Genomic DNA, 20,139 nt, shown 5'->3' on the forward strand with positions numbered 1-20,139 from the left:
GGCGGGTCAGACGGGAAGCAGGCCGGATGAGCGGACGAACAGGTCGATCCGGCCGGCCAGGTTCTCCTTCATCGGTGGGCACGGTGCGCTGCCCTCCCGCCACAGTTTCGGGCAGGCACCGCCGCACACCGGCAGGATCGGGCAGCCCCGGCAGCCGGTCTCGCCAGCGCGCAGCCCGGTGTACCAGTCGTCGAACTGGCCGGCCGGCCGCAGCCGGTCGACCGGTGCCTGGTCCACGGTGTCCAGATGCTGTTCGGTGAAGCCGGGCACCAGCGGCTGTTCGGTGCAGGAGTAGATCCGTCCGTCCGGGGCGATCACCTCGCTGTGCCGGGACACGGCGGTGCACACCACCCGGACCGGGTGGGTGGGCAGCAGCCGGCAGTGCAGTCCGGCCGCGAGGTAGGCGGCGTACCAGCGCAGTTCGGTCTCGGCGGCCTGCTGCTGGCGCAGCCGTACCTCGCTGACGTCGTTGCCCCACGAGTGGACCGGTGCCGGGTAGAACCGGATCCGGGGGTCGGCGAGGCCGGCGTCGCGCATCGCCGCGGCGAACTCGTCGGCCCGGTCGGCGTTGTGCCGGCCGATGTTGGTCCGTACGGTCACCTGCAGTCCGGCCAGCTCCGGATCGGTGAGCACGGTACGCAGCGCGGCGGTGATCCGGTGGTAGGAGCTCTGTCCACTGTTCAGCGGCCGGGCGGCGTCGTGCACCTCCGCCGGTCCGTCGATGGTGATCTCCATCCGGTCGACCCGGCAGTCCAGGTGCAAGGTACGCAGCTTGCGGGCGTCGAGCAGGGCGCCGTTGGTGACCAGCATCGCCGAGTAGCCGACCCGGTGCCGGGCCGCGGCGGCCACGAACCGGGCGGACAGCGAGCGGAGTACGGCGTACCCCATCAGGGGTTCGCCGCCGAACCACCGCACCACCACGGTGTCGTGTTCGCCGCTGGCCATGGCGTGTTCGACCCGCGCGGCGATGGCGTCGCGGTGCCGGGTCGGCCGGGTGGCCGGGGTGTCCCGACGGTGCTCCTGCCCGCAGTAGTCGCAGCCCATGTTGCAGTAGCCGGTCGGCATCAGCACGAACTGCCGGTGCCGGGCACTGTCGGCCGCCTGCGCGCCGGCGTCGATCGTCGCGGCGGTTTCGTCGGTGTCGGCGGGCACCAGCAGGCCGAGTTCGGCGAGCCGGGCCTGTTCGTCGGCGGGCAGGCCGGCCGGGCCGGGGCCGTCGAGGAGGGTCCGCACGGTGCCGGTGTCGAGCAGGAGGGTACGGGCCCGTCCGGTGTGGAACACGGCGCGCAGTTGCCGGCCGGTCGGGTGCCGGTAGGTGGCCTGGCTGAACACGAGGTAGCGGCTGAGCACGAGGTCGGACTGGGCCATGAGGAGCCTTTCGGAGGGTCTCGACGAGTGGCTACCGGGGGCTACCGGGGTGGTGGACCATGGTGGACCGTGCGGCGGTGGACCATGGTGGACCGTGTGGCGGTGGACCGTGGGGTGCAACGTCACCGGACCCGGAGCGGTCGCTCCGGGTCCGGTGCTGGTGAGAGCTGCGGGTCAGCTGAAGGCGCAGGCGAAGTTGACGCTGGAGCTGTCGTCGCGCCCGCCGGTGCCGTCGGTGGGCAGCTCGAAGACGACCATGCTCTGGCTGGGTGTCTCGTCCGGCTGCTGGGCTTCTACAGCGGCCTGGGTGGCCGGGGCGGCGATGGCGATCGCGGCGACGACGGCGAAGAAGGGGTTGGTGGGCACGGTCGACCTCCGAAAGGGGAGCGGGGGTGGCGAAGAAAGTGGTGGCGCGGTGGGGTGACGTGGGCAGGTGGGGGTGGTGCCGGCCCGCGTGGTGAGTCGGTGGGATCGGGGGTGATACGATCTTGCTGACGTTCAAAATAAGCTGAGCGACGGACGGAAGTCAATCGTCGGGGTAGAATCAACCGTGGAACGTTGGTTGAACGGAGGTCTGCGGTGACTGAGCTGATGGCCAGCCGGGTGATCGAGGACGTGGCTACCCTCAAGGCGCTCGCCGACCCCATCCGGATGCGGGTGCTGGAGCTCGCGATGTCCGAGCCCGAGCGGACCTGGACCGCCAAGGAGCTGGCGAAGATCGTGGGCGTCGCGCCCACCAAGATCTACTACCACATCAACCAGCTGGAACAGCACCAGCTGCTGCACATCCGGGACACCCGGGTGGTCAACGGCATCATCGAGAAGCAGTACGGTGCCGGCCAGCTCAACCTGACCTTCCACCGCCGCTCCGGCGAGGAACCCAGCTCGGTGCACGAGGTCGTGGTCACCCTGCTGGACCAGATCAAGGACGAGATCGAGGCCGGACTGAACGCCGGCACCATCTCCGGCAGCAGCGAGGCGCCGGACCCGGTCCGGATGATGCTCAGCCGGGGGGTCGCCGAGATCCCCGCGGACCGGATCGCCGAGTTCCGTCACGAGCTGCAGGCCCTGATGCGGCGGTTCGAGCAGGCCGGTGTCGCCCGGGACGGCACCACCACCGGCGGGCACCGGTTCGCGATGCTGGTCGGCATGCACCCGCTCGGGCTGTCCTGACCCGGCTGCCGGGTTCACCCCGTCAGGCCGGGCCACCGGGGTCCGGCCGTCAGATCCACCGTACGGCGACCCCGGCGGAGAACGCGCCGCTACGCAGCTCCAACCGGACCGGGACCAGGTCGCCGCTGACCGTGAAGGCCAGCGGGACCAGCATCCGACCCCCGGGCGGCACCGGCTCGGCGAAGACGTCCCGGCCGCCGTTCTCCTGCCGGGTCGCCGCCTCGTCCACCCCGACCCAGTCACCGGTCGGCAGATACGCCCGCTGCAACGGCCCGTACCAGAACTGTTCGGTGTCGCTGCGGTTGCGCAGCCCGACCGTGGCGACACACCGCCGATCCTGCCCCTGCCCATCAACCGGCGCGCAGGCCATCCGGAAGACGGTGAATTCGAAGGCGGCCTCGGTCAGCAGCACCCCGAACCCGCCGGCCGGTGGCGCACCGATCCACCCGCTGGGCGGCTGGTTGGCCCGGTCCAGCACCTCGCTGCCGTAGCTGGCCACGCGTACCGCCGCCACCGCCAGCCCGGTCAGCATCGCCAGCAGCAGGCCGAACACCAGCGGCGTCGCCGGGCGCCAGCGGCGCTTCGGGGCGGCCGGCACCGCCGCCGGCAACCGCACCCGCCGCCCGGCCGGGGTGACGACCCGGCGTCGGTCGACCCGGCGCTCCCGCAGCCGGCGGTGCCACCCGTACCCGATCATCGCCACCACGACGAGTGCCGTCAGCCCGCCGATCAGCGGCATCGACGGGCGCTGCCACCAGGCCGAGTCCGCCGCCTCGATGCCGGCCGTCGGGGTCCACCGGGCGCTCGCGCAGTCGTACGGCCGCGCGGTGTCCCGCTCGTACGCGCAGACCGGGAAGGTCTGCGCGGTGCCGGCACCGCCCGGCCGGAACGACGCGGTGACCGTCTGCCCGCTGTTCGCCGGCAGGCTCAACTGCCAGGTGATCTCCGAGGCGTCGACCCGGCCGGCGGCGCCGACCGTGGCCACCGAGGTGGTGGTCGGTACGGCCATCCGCAGGGTGACGTCGACCGGGGACACCGTACGGTTGACCGCCTCGATCCGGTAGGTCGCCGCGCTCTGCCCGATCTCGTTGATCGTCACCGCGACCAGTTCCTGCCCCTCGGCCCGTGCCGAAGCAGCCCTCTCGGCCCACGCCGGGGTCGCGTCCGGTGCCAGGATCCCCCCGCCGACCACCAGAACGGCGCCGAACAGCCAGGCTCGCAGCGCGTGTCGCCACCATGACATCACCATCTCGTTTCCGCCCCCGACCCGAACGGTAGGTCGGCACCGGCCGTCCGGCCGGCAAAGCGCGGTTCCGCCACCTGATCCGGTGACCGGTGCTAGATTTCCGCCCCTTGTCGCGCCCGTTGTCGCCCTCGCCGTGACCGTTGTCGCCCTTTGCCCCTGACCGTCGGGGCGGCGCGGGGGCAGGACGATACATTGACCGGGTGCGTATCGCTCGTTTCGCCCATGGCAAGGGAATGTCGTTCGGGGTCGTCGAGGGGGAGCCGGGAGCCGGCCCCGAGGCGTTGACCGTCGCCGAGGTCGACGGCCACCCGTTCGGCAAGCTGACCTTCACGTCGCAGCGCTGGGCGCTGGCCGACGTCCGGCTGCTGTCGCCGATCCTGCCCAGCAAGGTGGTGTGCGTCGGGCGCAACTACGCCGACCACGCCGCCGAGCACGGTGCCGAGGTGCCGGCCGAGCCGTTGCTGTTCCTCAAGCCGTCGACCTCGGTGATCGGTCCACGGGACGCGATCCGGCTGCCCGCCCAGTCCCGGCAGGTGGAGCACGAGGCGGAGCTCGCCGTGGTGATCGGACCGCCCGGTGCCCGGCGCGCCGACCGGGCCGCCGCCGAGCGGGCGATCTTCGGCTACACCTGCGCCAACGACGTCACCGCCCGGGACCTGCAGCGGTCGGACGGCCAGTGGACCAGGGCGAAGGGCTTCGACTCGTTCTGTCCGATCGGACCGTGGATCGTCACCGGGCTGGACGTCACCGACCTGGAGGTCCGCTGCGAGGTGGGTCCGAAGCCGGACGAGATGGACGTACGGCAGCTGGGCCGGACCAAGCAGATGGTCTTCGACGTGCCGACCCTGGTGTCGTACGTGTCACACGTGATGACGCTGCTGCCCGGTGACGTGATCCTGACCGGGACTCCGGCCGGGGTGAGTGAGTTGACCGCGGGCGACACGGTGTCGGTCCGGATCGAGGGCATCGGTGAGCTGGCCAACCCGGTGGTCGCGGCGGACTGAGGCAAACCGCTGCGGTATCCCGATTTGGCGCGCACCATGGGGTCAGGTAGAGTTCTGTCCCGGTGCGGCGAGCACCGATGGGGTATGGGGTAATTGGCAGCCCGACTGATTCTGGTTCAGTTAGTCTAGGTTCGAGTCCTGGTACCCCAGCCACCGACGCCGGAAGGCTCCAGATGGCGTCGGGGTGCTGGTCTCTGTTAGAGTTCGGCACCGTGTCCAACAGGACACAGCAGCACGAAACGGTAGTTTGCACCAGGAAAGTTCTGGCCCCGTCGTCTAGCGGCCCAGGACGCCGCCCTCTCAAGGCGGTAGCGCCGGTTCGAATCCGGTCGGGGCTACAGCGCTCAAGGCGCCCTCCTCAGCGAGGGCGCCTTTTTCGTCGGCGGGTCACCGTCCGTCGCTGACCATCATGCCCGACCTGGCCCGGCCTGCGACGGGTTATCCGAAAACTGGGCCTGCTCAGAGCGTGGCGGGGCGCGGAGCCAATGCCCGGTTCAGAGCCCGGAGAGTCGTTGACCGGCGCGGACAACGGCCATGGCGTGCCGCTCACCCGGCCGGCGGCCGAGCCGCTCGATGGGCCCGGAGACGCTGACCGAGGCGATCACCCGGCCGGTGCGGTCCCGGATCGGCGCGGAGACGCTGGCCACCCCGGCCTCCCGCTCGGCGACGCTCTGCGCCCAGCCGCGCCGGCGTACCTCGGCGAGGGTACGGCCGGTGAACTTGCAGCGGGGCAGCAGCGGCATGACGGCCTCGGGCGGCTCCCAGGCCAGCAGGATCTGGGCGGCGGACCCGGCGGTCATCGGCAGCACCGAGCCGACCGGCACGGTGTCGCGCAGGCCACTGGCCCGCTCGGCGGCGGCGACGCAGATCCGCTCGTCGGCTCGGCGCAGGTACAGTTGGGCGCTCTCGCCGGTGGCGTCGCGCAACGCGGCCAGCAGCGGCTCGGCGGCGGTCAACAGCACGTCGGGCGCGGCGTTGGCCAGCTCACCCAGCCGGGGGCCGGGCCGCCACCGCCCCTGGGTGTCCCGGACCAGCATCCGGTGGATCTCCAGGGCCTGCGCCAACCGGTGCGCGGTGGCCCGGGGCAGCTTGGTCCGGTCGACGAGTTCGGCCAGGCTGGCGCCGTCCACGCAGGCCGCGAGGATCACCACCGCCTTGTCGAGAACGCCGACACCGCTCATACTGTGTCCCACAAGCCGAAACATACCTCCCAGAATTTAGGATGTCCAGATGGTGGGAGCCACTTCGAAGCAGACATCGCCCAGGACCCTGGCCGAGAAGGTCTGGGACGCGCACGTGGTGCGATCCGCCGCGGGCGAGCCGGACCTGCTCTACATCGACCTGCACCTGCTGCACGAGGTCACCAGCCCGCAGGCCTTCGACGGGCTGCGGATGGCCGGCCGGCCGGTGCGCCGGACCGACCTGACCCTCGCCACCGAGGATCACAACACCCCGACCGGGTACGCCGACCCGGCGTTCAACAGCCGGCGCGGCGACCTGCTGACCATCAGCGACCCGACATCGCGTACCCAGATCGAGACGCTGCGCCGCAACTGCGCCGAGTTCGGCATCAAGCTGCACGCCCTGGGCGACGACAACCAGGGCATCGTGCACGTCATCGGCCCGCAGCTGGGCCTGACCCAGCCCGGCATGACGATCGTCTGTGGCGACTCGCACACCGCGACCCACGGTGCGTTCGGCGCGCTCGCCTTCGGCATCGGCACCAGCGAGGTCGAGCACGTGCTGGCCACCCAGACGCTGCCGCAGTCCCGGCCGAAGACGATGGCGGTCACCGTCACGGGCGAACTCGGCCCGGGGGTCACCGCCAAGGATCTGGTGCTGGCGCTGATCACCAAGGTCGGTACCGGCGGTGGTCGCGGCTACGTGGTGGAGTACCGGGGCGAGGCGATCCGCCGGCTCTCCATGGAGGGCCGGATGACGGTGGCGAACATGTCCATCGAGTGGGGTGCCAAGGCGGGCATGGTGGCGCCGGACGAGACCACCTTCGCCTACCTCAAGGGCCGGCCGAACGCGCCGCAGGGCGCCGACTGGGACGCCGCCGTGGCGTACTGGTCCAGTCTGGCCACCGACGAGGGGGCGACGTTCGACGCCGAGGTGATCCTGGACGCCAGCGAGATCACGCCGTTCGTGACCTGGGGCACCAACCCCGGGCAGGGCGCCGCGCTGAGCGCCGTCGTGCCCGACCCGGAGCAGTTCGACACCGACGCGGAGCGGGTCGCCGCCCGACGGGCGCTGGAGTACATGGACCTGCGGCCGGGCACCGCGCTGCGCGACGTGCCGGTCGACGTGGTCTTCGTCGGCTCCTGCACCAACGGCCGGCTGGAGGACCTGCGGGCCGCCGCCGACGTGCTGCGCGGGCGCAAGGTCGCCGACGGGGTACGGATGCTCGTGGTGCCCGGGTCGGCCAAGGTACGGGAGGCGGCCGAGAACGAAGGGCTGGACAAGGTCTTCGCCGACGCCGGTGCCGAGTGGCGCTTCGCCGGCTGCTCGATGTGCCTGGGCATGAACCCGGACACGCTCAAGCCGGGGGAGCGCTCCGCCTCCACCTCCAACCGCAACTTCGAAGGCCGGCAGGGCCGGGGCGGGCGTACCCACCTGGTGTCGCCGCCGGTCGCCGCCGCCACCGCCGTGGTGGGCCGGCTGGCCGCGCCGGCGGACCTCAACTGACCGCCGCTGGACACGCACCACGAGACGGGATCACGACATGGACAAGTTCACCGTGCACACCGGGACCGCCGTCCCGCTGCGCCGATCTAATGTAGATACCGATCAGATCATCCCGGCGGTGTACCTCAAGCGGGTGACCCGGACCGGCTTCGCCGACGGTCTGTTCAATGCCTGGCGCGAGGATCCAGGATTCGTTCTGAACAATCCTTCGTATTCCGGAGCATCCATTCTCGTCGCTGGCCCTGAGTTCGGCACCGGGTCATCGCGTGAACACGCGGTGTGGGCGCTGCGGGACTGGGGCTTCCGGGCCGTGCTGTCCCCCCGCTTCGGCGACATCTTCCGTGGCAACGCGCTCAAGGAAGGTCTGCTGCCGGTCGAGTTGGAAATGCCCGCCATTGAGGAATTGTGGTCGCTGGTCGAGGCCGACCCGGCTGCCGAGGTGACCGTCGACCTGGCCACCCGGGAGGTCAGGGCAGGTGCCTCCGGCTGGTCGTTCCCGATCGACGACTTCAGCCGGTGGCGGCTGATGGAGGGATTGGATGACATTGGACTGACCCTGCGTCACGAGTCGGCCATCACCGAGTATGAGCGCGGGCGGTTGTCGTTCAAGCCCGTCGTGGCATAGCGCACAACCGTCGAGCCGGCCCCTTCCCAACGGGTTCCCGACGCCGATTCCGCCCCCATCCGGTGGCCCACCAACCGTCCGGCTATACCAACCGGTCGGCTCGGGCCACCGGTTGGGGGCGAATCCGTTACGACACAAGGACTTTTTTCCGGCAGATGTTTGTGTCCTGCCGGTACAGGGCATACCGTGCGCGCAGAATGGCTCGTTGAGTCCAGTTGCACATACGGGAGGGAACTCGTGAACAAGGCAGAGCTCATCGATGCGCTCGCTGCTCGCCTGGGAGACCGCAAGACGGCGACGACGGCGCTCGACGCCGTCTTGGCCGAGGTTCAGTCGGCGGTCACCAAGGGCGACCGGGTGGGTATCACCGGTTTCGGGGTGTTCGAGAAGCGCGTCCGGGCGGCGCGAACAGCGCGCAACCCGCGTACCGGCGAGTCGGTGAAGGTCAAGAAGACCTCGGTGCCGGTCTTCCGGCCCGGCGCGGGCTTCAAGGACATGGTGGCCAGCGGCAAGGCGCCGAAGGCCACCGCGGCCAAGTCGACCGCGGCGAAGGCCACGGCGACGAAGGCCACCGCGGCCAAGTCCACGGCGGCCAAGAGCACCGCCCGTGGCGCGGCGAAGTCCACCGGTACGGCCGCCAAGTCGACCGCCACCAAGGCGCCGGCGAAGCGGGCGGCCGGCGGTACGGCGAAGAAGACCGCCGCTGCCAAGACCACCCGGTCCGCGGCGGCCGCGCCGGCCAAGAAGTCCGCAGCCAAGAAGACCACCGCGACCCGGTCCACCGCGGCCAAGTCGACGGCGGCGAAGTCGACCGGGGCGAAGTCGACGGCGGCGAAGAAGTCGCCGGCGAAGAAGGCCCCGGCGCGCAAGTCCACCGCCCGTAAAACCACCCGCTGAGCCGTCCGGCCACACCGGCCGGACACCACCAGCGCGAAGGCGCCCACTGGCCAGTACGGCGGTGGGCGCCTTTCGTATGCGACAGGGCCGCTGGAGCCGGTCCGCTGGGCCGCCGCAGCCGGCCCGCTGCCGGCCCGGCCGCTAGAGCCGGTCCGCGCCGACCAGCCGGTCCCCGGCGAACGACAACAACCAGCCGCCGCCCTTCGCGGTACGGTGATCCGCCGCCGACCGCCGGGTCAGCACCGTCAACGCGGCCGGGATCACCTTGCCCTGACTGCACACCGCAGCCGGCGTACCGGCCGCCGCCAGCTCGGTCAGCCGGCCTGCCGCCGCCAACGCGTTCTCGTCCGGCTGCTGGCCGGCGGCCGGCTCGTCGAACACCGACTCCACTTCGACCGGCAGGTCCAGCGCCTGCGCCAGCGGGGCGACCGTCTGCACACACCGCCGGGGCGACGCCGACAGCACCCGACGCGGCCCGGTCAGCACCAGCAACGCCGCCAACGCCTGCGCCTGCCGCAGCCCGGCGGTGTCCAACGGGCGGGCACTGTCCGGACCCGGCCAGGTGTCCCGACTGCCGGCGTGCGCGTGCCGCACCAGGGTGAGCGTCGCGGTCACCGGCGGCAGCTGCGCGAACCCGTGCAACACCCCGACGTCGTGCCGGTACGTCAACCGCTGCCGCGCCTGCCCCAACGGCAGCCAGCACAACTCGTCGACCTCGTCGGCGGCATCGACCGGCACCGGCCCGGACGACGCCTGCACCGCCCGCATCGACCAGTAGTCGACGACCTTCAGGTTGCCGTCCGGCATGGTGTACCGGATCGACGGCAGCCGCACCTGCGGCACCGCCCGGATCCCGGTCTCCTCACCGACCTCCCGCACCGCCGCCGCCAACGGATGCTCCGCCGGCTCCAGTTTGCCCTTCGGCAGCGACCAGTCGTCGTGCCGGGGGCGGTGCACCAGACACACCTGCACCGCCCCGGTGTCGTCCGTCCGCCACACCACGCCGCCGGCGGCCCGGACCTCGGTCACGGCAGCCACTTCGTCCGCTGCCCCGCCGACGCCCGCTCCCAGGCGGCGGCGAACTCCGCCCGCGCCGCGCGGATCGCGGCCCGTTCCCGTTCGACCAGCCGGCCGACGGTCACCGCCAACTCGTGGTCGTCCGGATGCTCGGCCAGCACCCCCTGCCAGGTCTCGGCGGCCACCGCCGCGTCCTGGTGCTCGCCGAGCAGGTTCTGCACCTTCGACAACGCCTTCGCCAGCTTCGCCGCGCCACCGCCGATCACCGGTGCCACCGCGTCCACCGCGTACCGGGCCTTCTTGCCGTTGATCCGCACCGCGTGCCAGCGCTCGTCGGAGGCGTCCAGGGTCAGATCGGCGGCACCGTCCACACCGCTGCCGCCGTACGCCAGCCGGCGCCACGGCTTGGCCACCAGCCGAGGCAGCACCTCGGTCGCCGGGCCGGCCGCCGCCGGGGTCAGTCGCGGCTCCCGGGCCGCCTGCACCAGCATCTCCACCAGGGCAACGTACCGGTCCGAGCGCAGCGCCGCGTCCACCTCGGCCAGTGCCGCCGCCTGCCGGTCGGCGAGCGTCGCGTCGATCAGCTCGACCGCCGCGGACGGCAGCGGCGCCAACGGGTCCGCCCCGGCAGTACGCCGCAACCGGTCCCGCAGCACCTCGGCGTCGCGGGCACCGCCGAGCACCCCGGCGACCCACTTCAGCTCGTCGCGCAGCGCACCCGCCCACTCGCGGTCCACCAACGCCCGGAAGGTCCGCAGGTCGCTGCGCAGCCGCCGGCACCCGACCCGCATCTGGTGCACGGCGGTGTCGTCGTCGCCGACCGGGGCGTGCAGCCGCACCAGCGGGTCGTGCGCCAGGATCCGGGCGACGCCGTCGCGGACCGCCCGGGTGACCACGTCGGCGGCGGTCGGCTCGGCCGGCAGGCCCTCGACCGCGGGTAGTTCCGCCGGCCCGGCGGCGGCCGCGCCCAACGCCCGTACGTGCTTCGGGGTGAACCCGCCGGCGGTCGCCCCCGCCGCGACCAGGTCGGCCTCCACCCGGTCCAGCAGCGACCGCTTGGCGGCCTTCAGCTCGACCTCCACCTCGCGGAACCGCGACCGGACAGTCTTGCCGTCCAACACCGACACCGCGTCGTCGGCCAGCTCCACCAGCAGCGCGTCGTCGGCGTCGCGCAACTCCAGCACCGTGCGTACCGTGCGCACCGTCGCGGCCGGCGTCAGCTCCACCCCCCGCGAGTACGCGGTGACCAGCCACACCAGCTCCGTCGGTGGCTTGCCGCGCTTACCGGACCGGCTGATCTCATGCCGTACGCCCGGCGCGTCGGCGGGCAGCTTCACCGTCCACGGCTTCGAGTCGCCGACCCGGTGGCGCAGCGACACCCCGGCGCGGGCCAGCCGCAGATCCGGGGTGTCGTAGTAGGTGGCGGTCAGCTTCACCGCCGGCTGCTGCACCAGCCGGCCACCGTCCGGCAGACAGCCGGACAGGTCCGGCACGGTGAAACCCGGCTCGACCTCGTACTTACGTTCCTCCTCCACCATCGGGCCAGCCTAGCGCCGCCCGCCCGGGGCCGCCGCTGTCGCTGAACCGCCGCCGGCCGGCCGACGGCCGGTGACAGCAGGAGCTATTTGCCGGTGCCGATGAACCGTCGGAGCAGCCGCTCTTGCAGATGCACCAGCGGCCGTTCGTCGGTCGACCGGTGCCGGCTCCAGGTGCCGTCCGGGTGCAGCTCGAACGACTCGCAGTCCGGGCTGAACGCGTCGCTCATCAGCTGGTCCAGCTCGGCGCGGGCCACCGGGTCGGTCACCTGCACCAGCGCCTCCACCCGGCGGTCCAGGTTGCGGTGCATCAGGTCGGAGGAGCCGATCCAGAACTCGACGTCGCCGTCGTTGCCGAACCGGAACACCCGGGAATGCTCCAGGAACCGGCCGAGGATCGACCGGACCCGGATGTTGTCCGACAGCCCCGGCACCCCGGGCCGCAGCGTGCACATCCCCCGGATCAGCAGATCCACCTGTACGCCGGCCTGCGACGCCCGGTACAGCGCGTCCACCAGCTCCTCGTCGACCAGCGAGTTCACCTTGATCTGGACCAGCCCGCCCCGGCCGTCACGGACGTGGGCGACCTCCCGGCCGATCCGCTCGATCAGCCCGCTGCGCACCCCGTGCGGGGCGACCAGCAGCCGCCGGTACGCGGTCTGGCGGCTGTAGCCGGTCAACACGTTGAACAGGTCGGTCAGGTCCGCGCCGACCTCCGGGTCGGCGGTCAGCATGCCGAAGTCCTCGTACAGCCTGGCCGTCTTCGGGTGGTAGTTGCCGGTGCCGATGTGGCAGTAGCGGCGGATCTGGTTGCCTTCCTGGCGTACCACCAGGGCGGTCTTGCAGTGGGTCTTCAACCCGACCAGGCCGTACACGACGTGACAGCCGGCCCGTTCCAGCATCCGCGCCCAGCCGATGTTGGCCTGCTCGTCGAACCGGGCCTTCACCTCGACCAGCACCACCACCTGCTTGCCGGCGGCGGCCGCCTCGATCAGCGCGTCGACGATCGGCGAGTCGCCGCTGGTGCGGTACAGCGTCTGCTTGATCGCCAGGACGAGCGGGTCGGCCGCCGCCTGCTCGATGAACCGCTGCACACTGGTGGAGAACGAGTGGTACGGGTGGTGCACCAGGATGTCGCCGTCGCGCAGGGTGGCGAAGACGCTGCGTGGCACCTCGCCCTCGACCAGCCGCGGGTGGGTGGCCGGCACGAACGGGCGGTCCTTCAGGTCCGACCGGTCGGAGCTCTCGTAGACCTGCCACAACGCGGACAGGTCCAGCAGCCCCGGCACCCGCAGCACGTCGTGGCTGTCCATGTCCAGCTCGCGGACCAGCAGGTCGAGCATGTGGTCGGAGATGGAGGCGGCCACCTCCAGCCGCACCGGCGGGCCGAACCGGCGCTGGGCGAGCTCCCGCTCCAGCGACTGCAGCAGATCCTCGTCGCGGTCCTCGTCGACTTCGAAGTCGGCGTTGCGGGTCACCCGGAACAGGTGGCACTCCACCACCTGCATCCCGGAGAACAGCTGGCCGAGCTGGGCGGCGATCAGATCCTCGACCGGCAGGAACCGGGCACCCAGCCCTTCCTGGCTGACCACCACGAACCGGGGCACGTTGTTCGGTACCTTGATCCGGGCGAACAGCTCCGGACCGCCGTCCGGGTCACGGACCGCGACGGCCAGGTTCAACGACCGGCTGGAGATGTACGGGAACGGGTGCGCCGGGTCGACGGCCAGCGGGGTCAGCACCGGGAAGATGTGCTCCCGGAAGTAGGTGCGCAGCCCTTCCCGCTCGCCCGTGCTCAGATCGCTCCACCGGATCAGGTGGATGCCCTCGGCGGCCAGCCGGGGCCGGACCTCCTCGGTGAAGCACCGGGCGTGCCGGGCGACCAGGCCGGCGGTCTTCGCCGCGATCAGCTCCAACTGGGTACGCAGCGGCAGCCGGTCGCCGCCGCGTACCGGCAGCCCGGCCTGCAGCCGGCGCTTGAGCCCGGCGATGCGGACCATGAAGAACTCGTCGAGGTTGCTGGCGAAGATGGCCAGGAACTTGGCCCGCTCCAGCAGTGGGGTCTGCGGGTCCTCGGCCAGCTCGATCACCCGGGCGTTGAAGTCGAGCCAGGACAGCTCCCGGTTGAGGAACCGGTCGTCGGGCAGCGGCTGGCGGGCCAGCGTGGCCGGCTCGTCCGGCTCGGCCGGTTCGGCGGTGTCCGACACCGGGTTTGCCGGGTCGGGGGCCTGCACCGGCAGCGGCGCGGCGGGCGCGTCGGTCGCGGACTCGGCCACCGCCTGCGGTGCCGGCTCGGTGGTCTCCGGCGCGGCCACCGCCTCCGGTTCTGCGGTCTCCGGTGCCGGTTGGGGTGCCGCCTTGGTCCGCCGGCTCGCGGCTCGCGGGCTGCCCGCCGCCGTTGCACCGGCCCGGGTCCGTTTCGCCGCCGTGCCCGCTGACTTGCGGGCGGTGCCGGCCGTCGACTTGCGGGCGGTGCCGCCGGCCGATTTCCGGGCGGTGCCGGTCGAGGCCTGGCGGGCGGTGCCGTTCGACGACTGGCGGCGGGCCGGCCGAGCAGGCCGAGGCGTCGCGGTCGCGCCGTCGTCGGCAGCGGGCTGGTCGGCGGCAGACTGGTCGGTGCCGGCGGGCTGGTCAGCGGTGGGCTGGTCGGCTGCGCGGCGCGGACGGGCGGCGGCGCGCCTGGAGGGGGCGGGCGTCACCCGGTAATCATGACCTGATCACGGTGAACTTGGCATGAATTCGCCCGGCTCCAGCTAGCCGAATGTGGGCAACGTGACGCGGTTAACGTGCCCGGACTCGTCACGCTCGATGCGTACCCGCTGACCCAGCCGCAGCAGCCGCAACCCGGAAGCGTCGAACGCGGCCGCCGGGAACGACAGCTCCGCCCCGTCGTCGAGCAGCACTGTGCCGCTGCGGGTCGCCGGATCGAAGGTCGCCACCGTGCCCTGCATCTCAGCTCACCGACCTGTGTCGCATGTCAGCACGGTACCCGCTGGCGTACAGCGCGGCGGTGTGCCGACCCAGGCCGAGCCGGGCCGCGTCGGCGAGGTCGGCGGCGGTGTCCACGTCGCGGCGCAGCGTCGGCCAGTCCCCGCCGCGCCGGACGGCACCCGACCGTTGATGCCGTACCGCCGATCCGGCGCCGAAACCAGGCCGTAGCGCGGTGCCGACGGCGGCCGCCAGCAGCACCGTCCCGGTGCCGGCGGCATCCGGGACGAACCAGCGGTCCACGCCGGCCCCGACGGCGGTGTCGAGGGCGCTGACGGTGCCGATGCCGGTGTCGAGGGCGGCGGCCAGCTCAGCCGGCCGCAACGCCGGCAGGTCCGCGGTCAACGCGGCGACCGGCCGGCCCGCGTCGACCGTCGCGGCCCCGTGCGTCACCGCCGCGTTCAGCCCGCTCACCTCCGGTGCGCCGACCTCCGGCGCGTCGAGGTCTGGGGCGGCGAGTTCCGGGTCGGCGACGGTACGGGCCCCGAGCGCGCCCAACGTGGCGGTGGCGGCCGGATCCGAGGTGACCACCACCACCTCGGCGACCAGCGGGCAGGCCAGCGCGGCGGCGACGGTGTCGCGGGCCAGGGCCAGCGCCAGTTCCTCATGCGGTACGCCGTCGAGCGCACCCCGCAGCCGGCTCTTCGCCACCGCGAGCCGCTTGACCGGCAGCACCACCGACCAGGTCGCGTTCCGCACCGCTCCATCCTGCCGGCTGGGCTCGCATTGGCTCTGGCCGGGTCGGACAGGGCATGATTCGCTGCGTCGGTCGGCAAGACGGCGGTCGGGGTGTGGTGACCCGGTGGTGGCCAGGGTGCGGTGACGAGGAGGATCGGGTGGCGCGGCGGAAACTGGGCTTCTGGCGACGCTTCATCGTGATGGTGGTCAAACCGACCCTGCTCGTATGGACGAAGCGGACCTGGTCCGGGATGCAGCACATCCCCGGCACCGGTGGGGTGATCGTCGTCGCCAACCACATGTCGCACGCCGACCCGATGGTCATCGGCCATTTCCTCTACGAGGCCGGCCGCTGGCCCCGGTTCCTCGGCAAGGCCAGCCTGTTCACCATCCCGGTCATCGGGCGCTGGCTGCTCAAGGTGAAGCAGATCCCGGTGCACCGGGGCAGCGTCGACGCGATCAAGTCGCTGGAGGCGGCGATCGTCGGCGTCGACGAAGGCGGCGCGTTGGTGATCTACCCGGAGGGGACGACCACCCGCGAGCCGGACCTGTGGCCGATGCGTGGCAAGACCGGCGCGGCCCGGCTGGCGTTGACCACTGGAGCCCCGGTCGTGCCGGTGGCGATGTGGGGTCCGCAGCAGATGTACGACCCGCGGACCGGAAAACTGAACCTGCTGCCCGGCCGGAAGGTGACCGTCACCGCCGGTGAACCTTTCGACCTGAGCAGATGGGCCGGGGTCGAGCCGACCCGGGCGGTGCTGGAGGAGATCACCGAGACCATGATGCTGCGGCTGCGGGACATGGTTGCCGAGATCCGGGGCGGCGAGGCCCCACCGCTGTACGCCCCGAGCGCCCGCCGCAACAACCGGACCACCGGCACCCCGGAGCCGGGACAGTGACCGGGACCGGCCGGGCCGTCGTCCTGGGTGCCGGCTCGTGGGGGACCGCGTACGCCAAGGTGCTCGCCGACGCCGGGGCCGACGTGGTCCTCTGGGCCCGGCGCGAGCAGGTCGCCGCCGCGATCCGCGAGTACGGCACCAACCCCGACTACCTGCCGGCGGTGCGGCTGCCCGACCGGGTCACCGCCACCAGCGACGCCGCCGAGGCGATCAAGGGCGCAGGGCTGGTCGTGCTCGCCGTACCGTCGCAGACGCTGCGCGGCAACCTGGGTGACTGGGCCGCGCACATCGGCCCCGACGCGACCCTGGTCAGCCTGATGAAGGGGATCGAACTCGGCACCACCAAACGGATGAGCGAGGTGATCGTCGAGACCACCGGGGTCGGCCCGGACCGGGTCGTGGTGGTCTCCGGCCCCAACCTGGCCGCCGAGATCGCCGCCGAGCAGCCGGCCGCCAGCGTCGTCGCCGGCACCGACACCGCGCGCACGGCCGCCGTGCAGCAGGCGATGCTCACCGGCTACCTGCGGCCGTACACCAACGACGACGTGATCGGCTGCGAGCTGGGCGGGGCGGTGAAGAACGTGATCGCCCTGGCGTACGGCATCGCCACCGCGATGCGCCTCGGTGACAACACCAAGGCCACCCTGATCACCCGGGGGCTGGCAGAGACGGCCCGGCTGGGGGTGGCGCTCGGTGCCGACCCGCTGACCTTCTCCGGGCTGGCCGGCCTCGGTGACCTGGTCGCCACCTGCTCGTCGCCGCTGTCGCGCAACCGGACGTTCGGCGAGCACCTGGGCCGGGGGGAGACCCTGGAACAGGCGCAGGCCGCCACCCGGCAGACCGCCGAAGGGGTGAAAAGCTGCCTGTCGATCCGGGACCTGGCCCGCGCGCACGGGGTGGAGATGCCGATCACCGAGCAGGTGGAACGGATCTGCCACGAGGGCCTGGACCCGCGTACCGCGTTGACGCTGCTGATGACGCGGGCCACGAAACCGGAATAGGCTCTGCCGCCGGCCGGCGACCTTGGTCAGGATGAACGGCATGACCGCCACTTCCCGCGACCCGGGGTACGGCGACGGCACCCGGTGTGTCGCAGCCGGGCTGCCCGAGCCGACCCCCGGCCAGCCGTTCCTGCCCGGCCCGGTGTTCGCCGCCCCGTACCACCTGGACCCGGTGACCGGGCCGTCGCCGGACCGCGACGGTTATGCCCGGGAGGACAACCCGACCCGGCGGGCGCTCGAATCGGCCATCGGTGACCTGGAAGGCGGCGACACCCTCGTCTTTGCCAGCGGCCAGGCGGCGATCACCGCGCTGCTGCTGACCACGCTGCGCCCCGGCGACACGGTGCTGCTGCCCGCCGACGGCTACTTCACCGTACGGGCGTTGGCCGCCACGGTGCTGGAGCCGATCGGCGTGACCGTGCGGCTGATGCCGACCGCCGGGCCGTACCCGGACTTCGCCGGGGTGCGGTTGGTGCTGCTGGAGACCCCGGCCAACCCGGGGCTGGACGTCTGCGACGTCGCCGCGCTCGCGGCGGCGGCGCACGACGCCGGGGCGCTGGTCGCGGTCGACAACACCGCGCCGACCCCGCTCGGGCAGCGGCCGTTGGACCTGGGGGCGGACATCGTGGTCGCCTCCGGCACCAAGGCGCTGACCGGCCACTCCGATCTGCTGCTCGGCTACCTGGCCACCCGCTCGCCGGAGGTGCTGGCCGATGCGACGCGGTGGCGCAAGCTGACCGGGTCGGTGCCGGGCCCGTTCGACTGCTGGCTCGCCCACCGGTCATTGGCCACACTGGACCTGCGGCTGGCCCGCCAGTCAGCCAACGCGGAAGCGGTCGCCGCCGCGCTGGTCGGGCGTGGTGACGTCACCGGCGTACGCTGGCCCGGCCTGCCGACCGATCCGTCGTACGCGGTCGCGGCGGCCCAGATGCGCCGCATCCCGGGGATCGTGTCGTTCGACCTGGGTGACGCCGACCGGGTCGGCCGCTTCCTGACCGCGTCGAAGCTGGTGTCGGCGGCCACGTCGTTCGGTGGTCTGCACACGGCCGCCGATCGGCGGGCCCAGTGGGGCGACGACACGCCACCGGGCTTCGTGCGGCTCTCCTGCGGCATCGAAGACACTGTGGACCTGGTACGCGACATCACCGCCACCCTGGACGCTACCTGACAGACTCGGTCCCGTGGGAGCCAGCGCGTGGGAAGCGGGATCCGGGTGATGGAGCAGGAGCCGCGTGGCGGTCCGCCGTCCGGCTACCGGCGACTGGCGACTGGCGGTCTACCGGCTGAGCGTCTGGTTTCTGCGGTCGATGGCTGTGGCGTTGCCCTGCATCTTCATCTGGCCGCAGGTCTGGTTCGTGTTGCCAATCGTCATCGTGTTCGGGCTGATCGTGACGTTGCCGCTGCGCTACCTGGCCCACTTCGAATGGAGGATGCCGATGCTCGACCTCGACGCGTCGATGCTCAAGGACGCGTTGGACGCACGGTACTGGTGAAATCTGGGATAGAGGTGCGGTCATGTCGAGCCTGTTAGTGGTAGCTACACTGCTCCTGGGGACCAGCCTCATCGGGGCGGGCTTCGTCATCCTCCTTATCGGACGTGTGCCAGTGCCGGCTGGCTTTCAGCGCCGGGATCTCGGATTGATGTACCTCCTTCCGGGGATAGGAATTGTTCTGCTGCAAGCCGCGAGGTTCGCAGGCGGCACTGTGGCGCTCCTCTTCTTCCTCGCTGGGCTTGGGGTAGTCATCTGCGGCGGCACGTTGGCGATTTTCTGCTCATGGCTGGCCTGGGGCAGGGGCCGGCGAGAAGATTCCCGTACTCCCGCGGCGGATGGACCGCGATCTCTGAAGGCGTCGTGACTCGCCGGCGTGACTACTACCGCGACCCGGCCGCGCCGAGGGCGAACAGGATCGTCCCGGGCGGTTCAGCGATTGTCACCGACGACTGCGGTCGGGTGCTGATGCACCGACGCGCCGACTCCGGCAACTGGTCGCTACCCGGCGGCACGATGGAGGTCGGCGAGACACTGCAACAGTGCGTCGTCCGAGAAGTGAAGGAGGAGACGGGCCACGACATCGAGATCACCGCGCTGATCGGCGTCTACACCGACCCGGCGCATGTGATCGCGTATGCGGACGGCGAGGTGCGCCAGGAGTTCACCGTCACCTACCTCGGCCGGATAGTTGGCGGGACGATTCTGGTCAGCGACGAGTCTACCGAGGTGCGGTTCGTCGATCCTGCCGAGTTCGCCGACATTCCCATCCACGACACGGTACGGCTGCGGCTGCGGCACCACGCTGAGCAGCGCGACACTCCGTACCTCGGATAGAAGGGGGCGAGGGCAGGCGACGCTGAGTCAGCGGGCTGGTCCAGCTTGCCGGCTGGTGACCGGATTGTGTTAGCGGCTTGTGATACCGCCTTTACAGGTATGGGGTGGATCTCTAGTGTCGGACGGACATGCACAATAGCCACGCGGGTCCCAAGTGGATGCTGTCCATGTGTGCTGCCGTCCCGTCCGAGCCGTCCACTCGAGTTGGGAGGTGGGTTGAGCGGTGAGTTCCTCGGATGATCCTGCTTGGCGTGTGCGCGGAGCTTGGGCCTACTGGCGCGCGTTGATCATCATGCGGTTCTTTCTGCTTGCATTCTTGGTCATCTTTGCCGTGATTCTGGCGTTGTTACTGGGAGGGCCGGTGGAGGTGCTGATGTCAGTTTTCTTCGCACTGATCTTGACGGTCGGTCTCGGAATCTTTCTGGGGATGTTTTCTATCCGTCCGGTGTACCGTCGCATTGAAGAAACATCGTACTTTGCGGACATGGACATATTTGAACGTGGGCCAAAACTGTTCGGCATGGTCGTGCGCGACCTCTTTGCCTTTAACAGGTGGCGGCCCAGGCCTTGAGTGAGTGTTTGCGATAGGTGTCGGACGGCGTGTCCTTCGGTGAGGGTGGTGTGGCTAAAACCTGGATCATCAAGCGCTGGAAATGGTGGTGAAACTCGATGTCAGATCTCCATGGTAACGGA

At 71.3% G+C, this 20,139-nt stretch carries 20 protein-coding genes and 2 tRNA genes; 13 read left to right on the top strand and 9 right to left on the bottom strand.

The genetic code is table 11. From position 1 onward, the window contains the following. Positions 1-6: 6 nt before the first annotated feature. Both O7629_RS04775 and O7629_RS04780 read right to left on the bottom strand, forming a co-directional pair. Positions 7-1,368, bottom strand: coding sequence for a radical SAM protein (locus O7629_RS04775; protein ID WP_278167732.1), 1,362 nt, complete (start codon positions 1,366-1,368; stop codon positions 7-9). Between the two features lie 174 nt (positions 1,369-1,542). Then, positions 1,543-1,734 (bottom strand): hypothetical protein, encoded by a 192-nt coding sequence (locus tag O7629_RS04780; RefSeq protein WP_278167733.1) that lies wholly within the window; start codon positions 1,732-1,734, stop codon positions 1,543-1,545. A gap of 213 nt (positions 1,735-1,947) precedes the next feature. Here O7629_RS04780 and O7629_RS04785 point away from each other — a divergent pair, with 213 nt between their 5' ends. Next, entirely contained in the window at positions 1,948-2,541 is a 594-nt protein-coding gene (locus tag O7629_RS04785) for a helix-turn-helix domain-containing protein (protein ID WP_278167734.1), read from the top strand. Positions 2,542-2,590: 49 nt separating this feature from the next. On the opposite strand, the gene O7629_RS04790 is transcribed toward O7629_RS04785, so the two are convergent. Beyond that, the gene (locus tag O7629_RS04790; RefSeq protein ID WP_278167735.1) at positions 2,591-3,790 is read right to left on the bottom strand and encodes a hypothetical protein; all 1,200 of its coding nucleotides are present in this window, start codon (positions 3,788-3,790) and stop codon (positions 2,591-2,593) included. A 197-nt stretch (positions 3,791-3,987) separates the two neighbouring features. On the opposite strand from O7629_RS04790, the gene O7629_RS04795 reads away from it, so the two are divergent. From O7629_RS04795 to O7629_RS04805, 3 genes are all read left to right on the top strand, one after another. Continuing rightward, positions 3,988-4,791, top strand: coding sequence for a fumarylacetoacetate hydrolase family protein (locus O7629_RS04795; RefSeq protein ID WP_123600448.1), 804 nt, complete (start codon positions 3,988-3,990; stop codon positions 4,789-4,791). 78 nt (positions 4,792-4,869) lie between these two features. Beyond that, positions 4,870-4,944: transfer RNA gene (locus O7629_RS04800), tRNA-Gln, on the top strand. Between the two features lie 112 nt (positions 4,945-5,056). Then, a tRNA-Glu gene (locus O7629_RS04805) sits at positions 5,057-5,129 on the top strand. 156 nt (positions 5,130-5,285) lie between these two features. On the opposite strand, the gene O7629_RS04810 is transcribed toward O7629_RS04805, so the two are convergent. Next, complete coding sequence (locus O7629_RS04810) at positions 5,286-5,972, bottom strand: IclR family transcriptional regulator (protein ID WP_123600449.1); 687 nt, start codon at positions 5,970-5,972, stop codon at positions 5,286-5,288. A 49-nt stretch (positions 5,973-6,021) separates the two neighbouring features. Between O7629_RS04810 and leuC the strand changes: the two genes are divergently transcribed. The 3 genes from leuC to O7629_RS04825 all read left to right on the top strand — a co-directional run bounded on the left by leuC (position 6,022) and on the right by O7629_RS04825 (position 9,001). Then, positions 6,022-7,479: a 3-isopropylmalate dehydratase large subunit gene (gene leuC / locus O7629_RS04815; protein ID WP_278167736.1), complete on the top strand. Its 1,458-nt coding sequence runs from the start codon at positions 6,022-6,024 to the stop codon at positions 7,477-7,479. A gap of 37 nt (positions 7,480-7,516) precedes the next feature. Further along, on the top strand, positions 7,517-8,104 hold the full coding sequence (gene leuD, locus O7629_RS04820) for a 3-isopropylmalate dehydratase small subunit (RefSeq protein ID WP_278167737.1): 588 nt from the start codon (positions 7,517-7,519) through the stop codon (positions 8,102-8,104). 237 nt (positions 8,105-8,341) lie between these two features. Further along, the gene (locus tag O7629_RS04825) at positions 8,342-9,001 is read left to right on the top strand and encodes an HU family DNA-binding protein (RefSeq protein ID WP_278167738.1); all 660 of its coding nucleotides are present in this window, start codon (positions 8,342-8,344) and stop codon (positions 8,999-9,001) included. A 141-nt stretch (positions 9,002-9,142) separates the two neighbouring features. Here the strand turns inward: O7629_RS04825 and O7629_RS04830 are convergent, their stop codons facing one another. The 5 genes from O7629_RS04830 to cofC all read right to left on the bottom strand — a co-directional run bounded on the left by O7629_RS04830 (position 9,143) and on the right by cofC (position 15,240). Continuing rightward, entirely contained in the window at positions 9,143-10,039 is an 897-nt protein-coding gene (locus tag O7629_RS04830) for an NUDIX domain-containing protein (RefSeq protein ID WP_278167739.1), read from the bottom strand. Beyond that, entirely contained in the window at positions 10,027-11,556 is a 1,530-nt protein-coding gene (locus O7629_RS04835) for a CYTH and CHAD domain-containing protein (protein ID WP_278167740.1), read from the bottom strand. Before O7629_RS04835 ends, O7629_RS04830 begins: the two co-directional genes overlap by 13 nt. 83 nt (positions 11,557-11,639) lie before the next feature. Beyond that, positions 11,640-13,787 (bottom strand): RNA degradosome polyphosphate kinase, encoded by a 2,148-nt coding sequence (locus O7629_RS04840; RefSeq protein WP_278174407.1) that lies wholly within the window; start codon positions 13,785-13,787, stop codon positions 11,640-11,642. 519 nt (positions 13,788-14,306) lie between these two features. After that, positions 14,307-14,504, bottom strand: a complete 198-nt coding sequence (locus tag O7629_RS04845; protein ID WP_278167741.1) for a cold-shock protein — start codon at positions 14,502-14,504, stop codon at positions 14,307-14,309. A gap of 1 nt (position 14,505) precedes the next feature. Further along, entirely contained in the window at positions 14,506-15,240 is a 735-nt protein-coding gene (gene cofC, locus O7629_RS04850; RefSeq protein WP_278167742.1) for a 2-phospho-L-lactate guanylyltransferase, read from the bottom strand. 137 nt (positions 15,241-15,377) lie between these two features. On the opposite strand from cofC, the gene O7629_RS04855 reads away from it, so the two are divergent. From O7629_RS04855 to O7629_RS04880, 6 genes are all read left to right on the top strand, one after another. Next, on the top strand, positions 15,378-16,118 hold the full coding sequence (locus tag O7629_RS04855; RefSeq protein WP_278167743.1) for a lysophospholipid acyltransferase family protein: 741 nt from the start codon (positions 15,378-15,380) through the stop codon (positions 16,116-16,118). Next, positions 16,115-17,119, top strand: coding sequence for an NAD(P)H-dependent glycerol-3-phosphate dehydrogenase (locus O7629_RS04860; protein WP_278167744.1), 1,005 nt, complete (start codon positions 16,115-16,117; stop codon positions 17,117-17,119). Before O7629_RS04855 ends, O7629_RS04860 begins: the two co-directional genes overlap by 4 nt. A gap of 40 nt (positions 17,120-17,159) precedes the next feature. Beyond that, positions 17,160-18,287: a cystathionine gamma-lyase gene (locus O7629_RS04865; protein ID WP_278167745.1), complete on the top strand. Its 1,128-nt coding sequence runs from the start codon at positions 17,160-17,162 to the stop codon at positions 18,285-18,287. Positions 18,288-18,351: 64 nt separating this feature from the next. Continuing rightward, positions 18,352-18,612: a hypothetical protein gene (locus O7629_RS04870; protein ID WP_278167746.1), complete on the top strand. Its 261-nt coding sequence runs from the start codon at positions 18,352-18,354 to the stop codon at positions 18,610-18,612. A 360-nt stretch (positions 18,613-18,972) separates the two neighbouring features. Continuing rightward, positions 18,973-19,446: an NUDIX domain-containing protein gene (locus tag O7629_RS04875; RefSeq protein WP_278167747.1), complete on the top strand. Its 474-nt coding sequence runs from the start codon at positions 18,973-18,975 to the stop codon at positions 19,444-19,446. Between the two features lie 223 nt (positions 19,447-19,669). Beyond that, positions 19,670-20,017 carry a hypothetical protein gene (locus O7629_RS04880; RefSeq protein ID WP_278167748.1) on the top strand — a complete coding sequence of 116 codons (348 nt, stop codon included), beginning with the start codon at positions 19,670-19,672 and terminating at the stop codon, positions 20,015-20,017. Positions 20,018-20,139 lie beyond the last annotated feature (122 nt).

Source organism: Solwaraspora sp. WMMD792 (assembly GCF_029626105.1).
In the GTDB taxonomy this organism is placed as follows: Bacteria; Actinomycetota; Actinomycetes; order Mycobacteriales; family Micromonosporaceae; genus Micromonospora_E.

What these genes read in the sequence shown, in the direction of transcription:
- O7629_RS04845 (WP_278167741.1), bottom strand. Translation starts at nt 14,504, where the DNA reads ATGCAGGGCACGGTGGCGACCTTCGATCCGGCGACCCGCAGCGGCACA.
- O7629_RS04810 (WP_123600449.1), bottom strand. Translation starts at nt 5,972, where the DNA reads ATGAGCGGTGTCGGCGTTCTCGACAAGGCGGTGGTGATCCTCGCGGCC.
- O7629_RS04790 (WP_278167735.1), bottom strand. Translation starts at nt 3,790, where the DNA reads ATGGTGATGTCATGGTGGCGACACGCGCTGCGAGCCTGGCTGTTCGGC.
- O7629_RS04835 (WP_278167740.1), bottom strand. Translation starts at nt 11,556, where the DNA reads ATGGTGGAGGAGGAACGTAAGTACGAGGTCGAGCCGGGTTTCACCGTG.
- leuC (WP_278167736.1), top strand. Translation starts at nt 6,022, where the DNA reads ATGGTGGGAGCCACTTCGAAGCAGACATCGCCCAGGACCCTGGCCGAG.
- leuD (WP_278167737.1), top strand. Translation starts at nt 7,517, where the DNA reads ATGGACAAGTTCACCGTGCACACCGGGACCGCCGTCCCGCTGCGCCGA.
- O7629_RS04775 (WP_278167732.1), bottom strand. Translation starts at nt 1,368, where the DNA reads ATGGCCCAGTCCGACCTCGTGCTCAGCCGCTACCTCGTGTTCAGCCAG.
- O7629_RS04865 (WP_278167745.1), top strand. Translation starts at nt 17,160, where the DNA reads ATGACCGCCACTTCCCGCGACCCGGGGTACGGCGACGGCACCCGGTGT.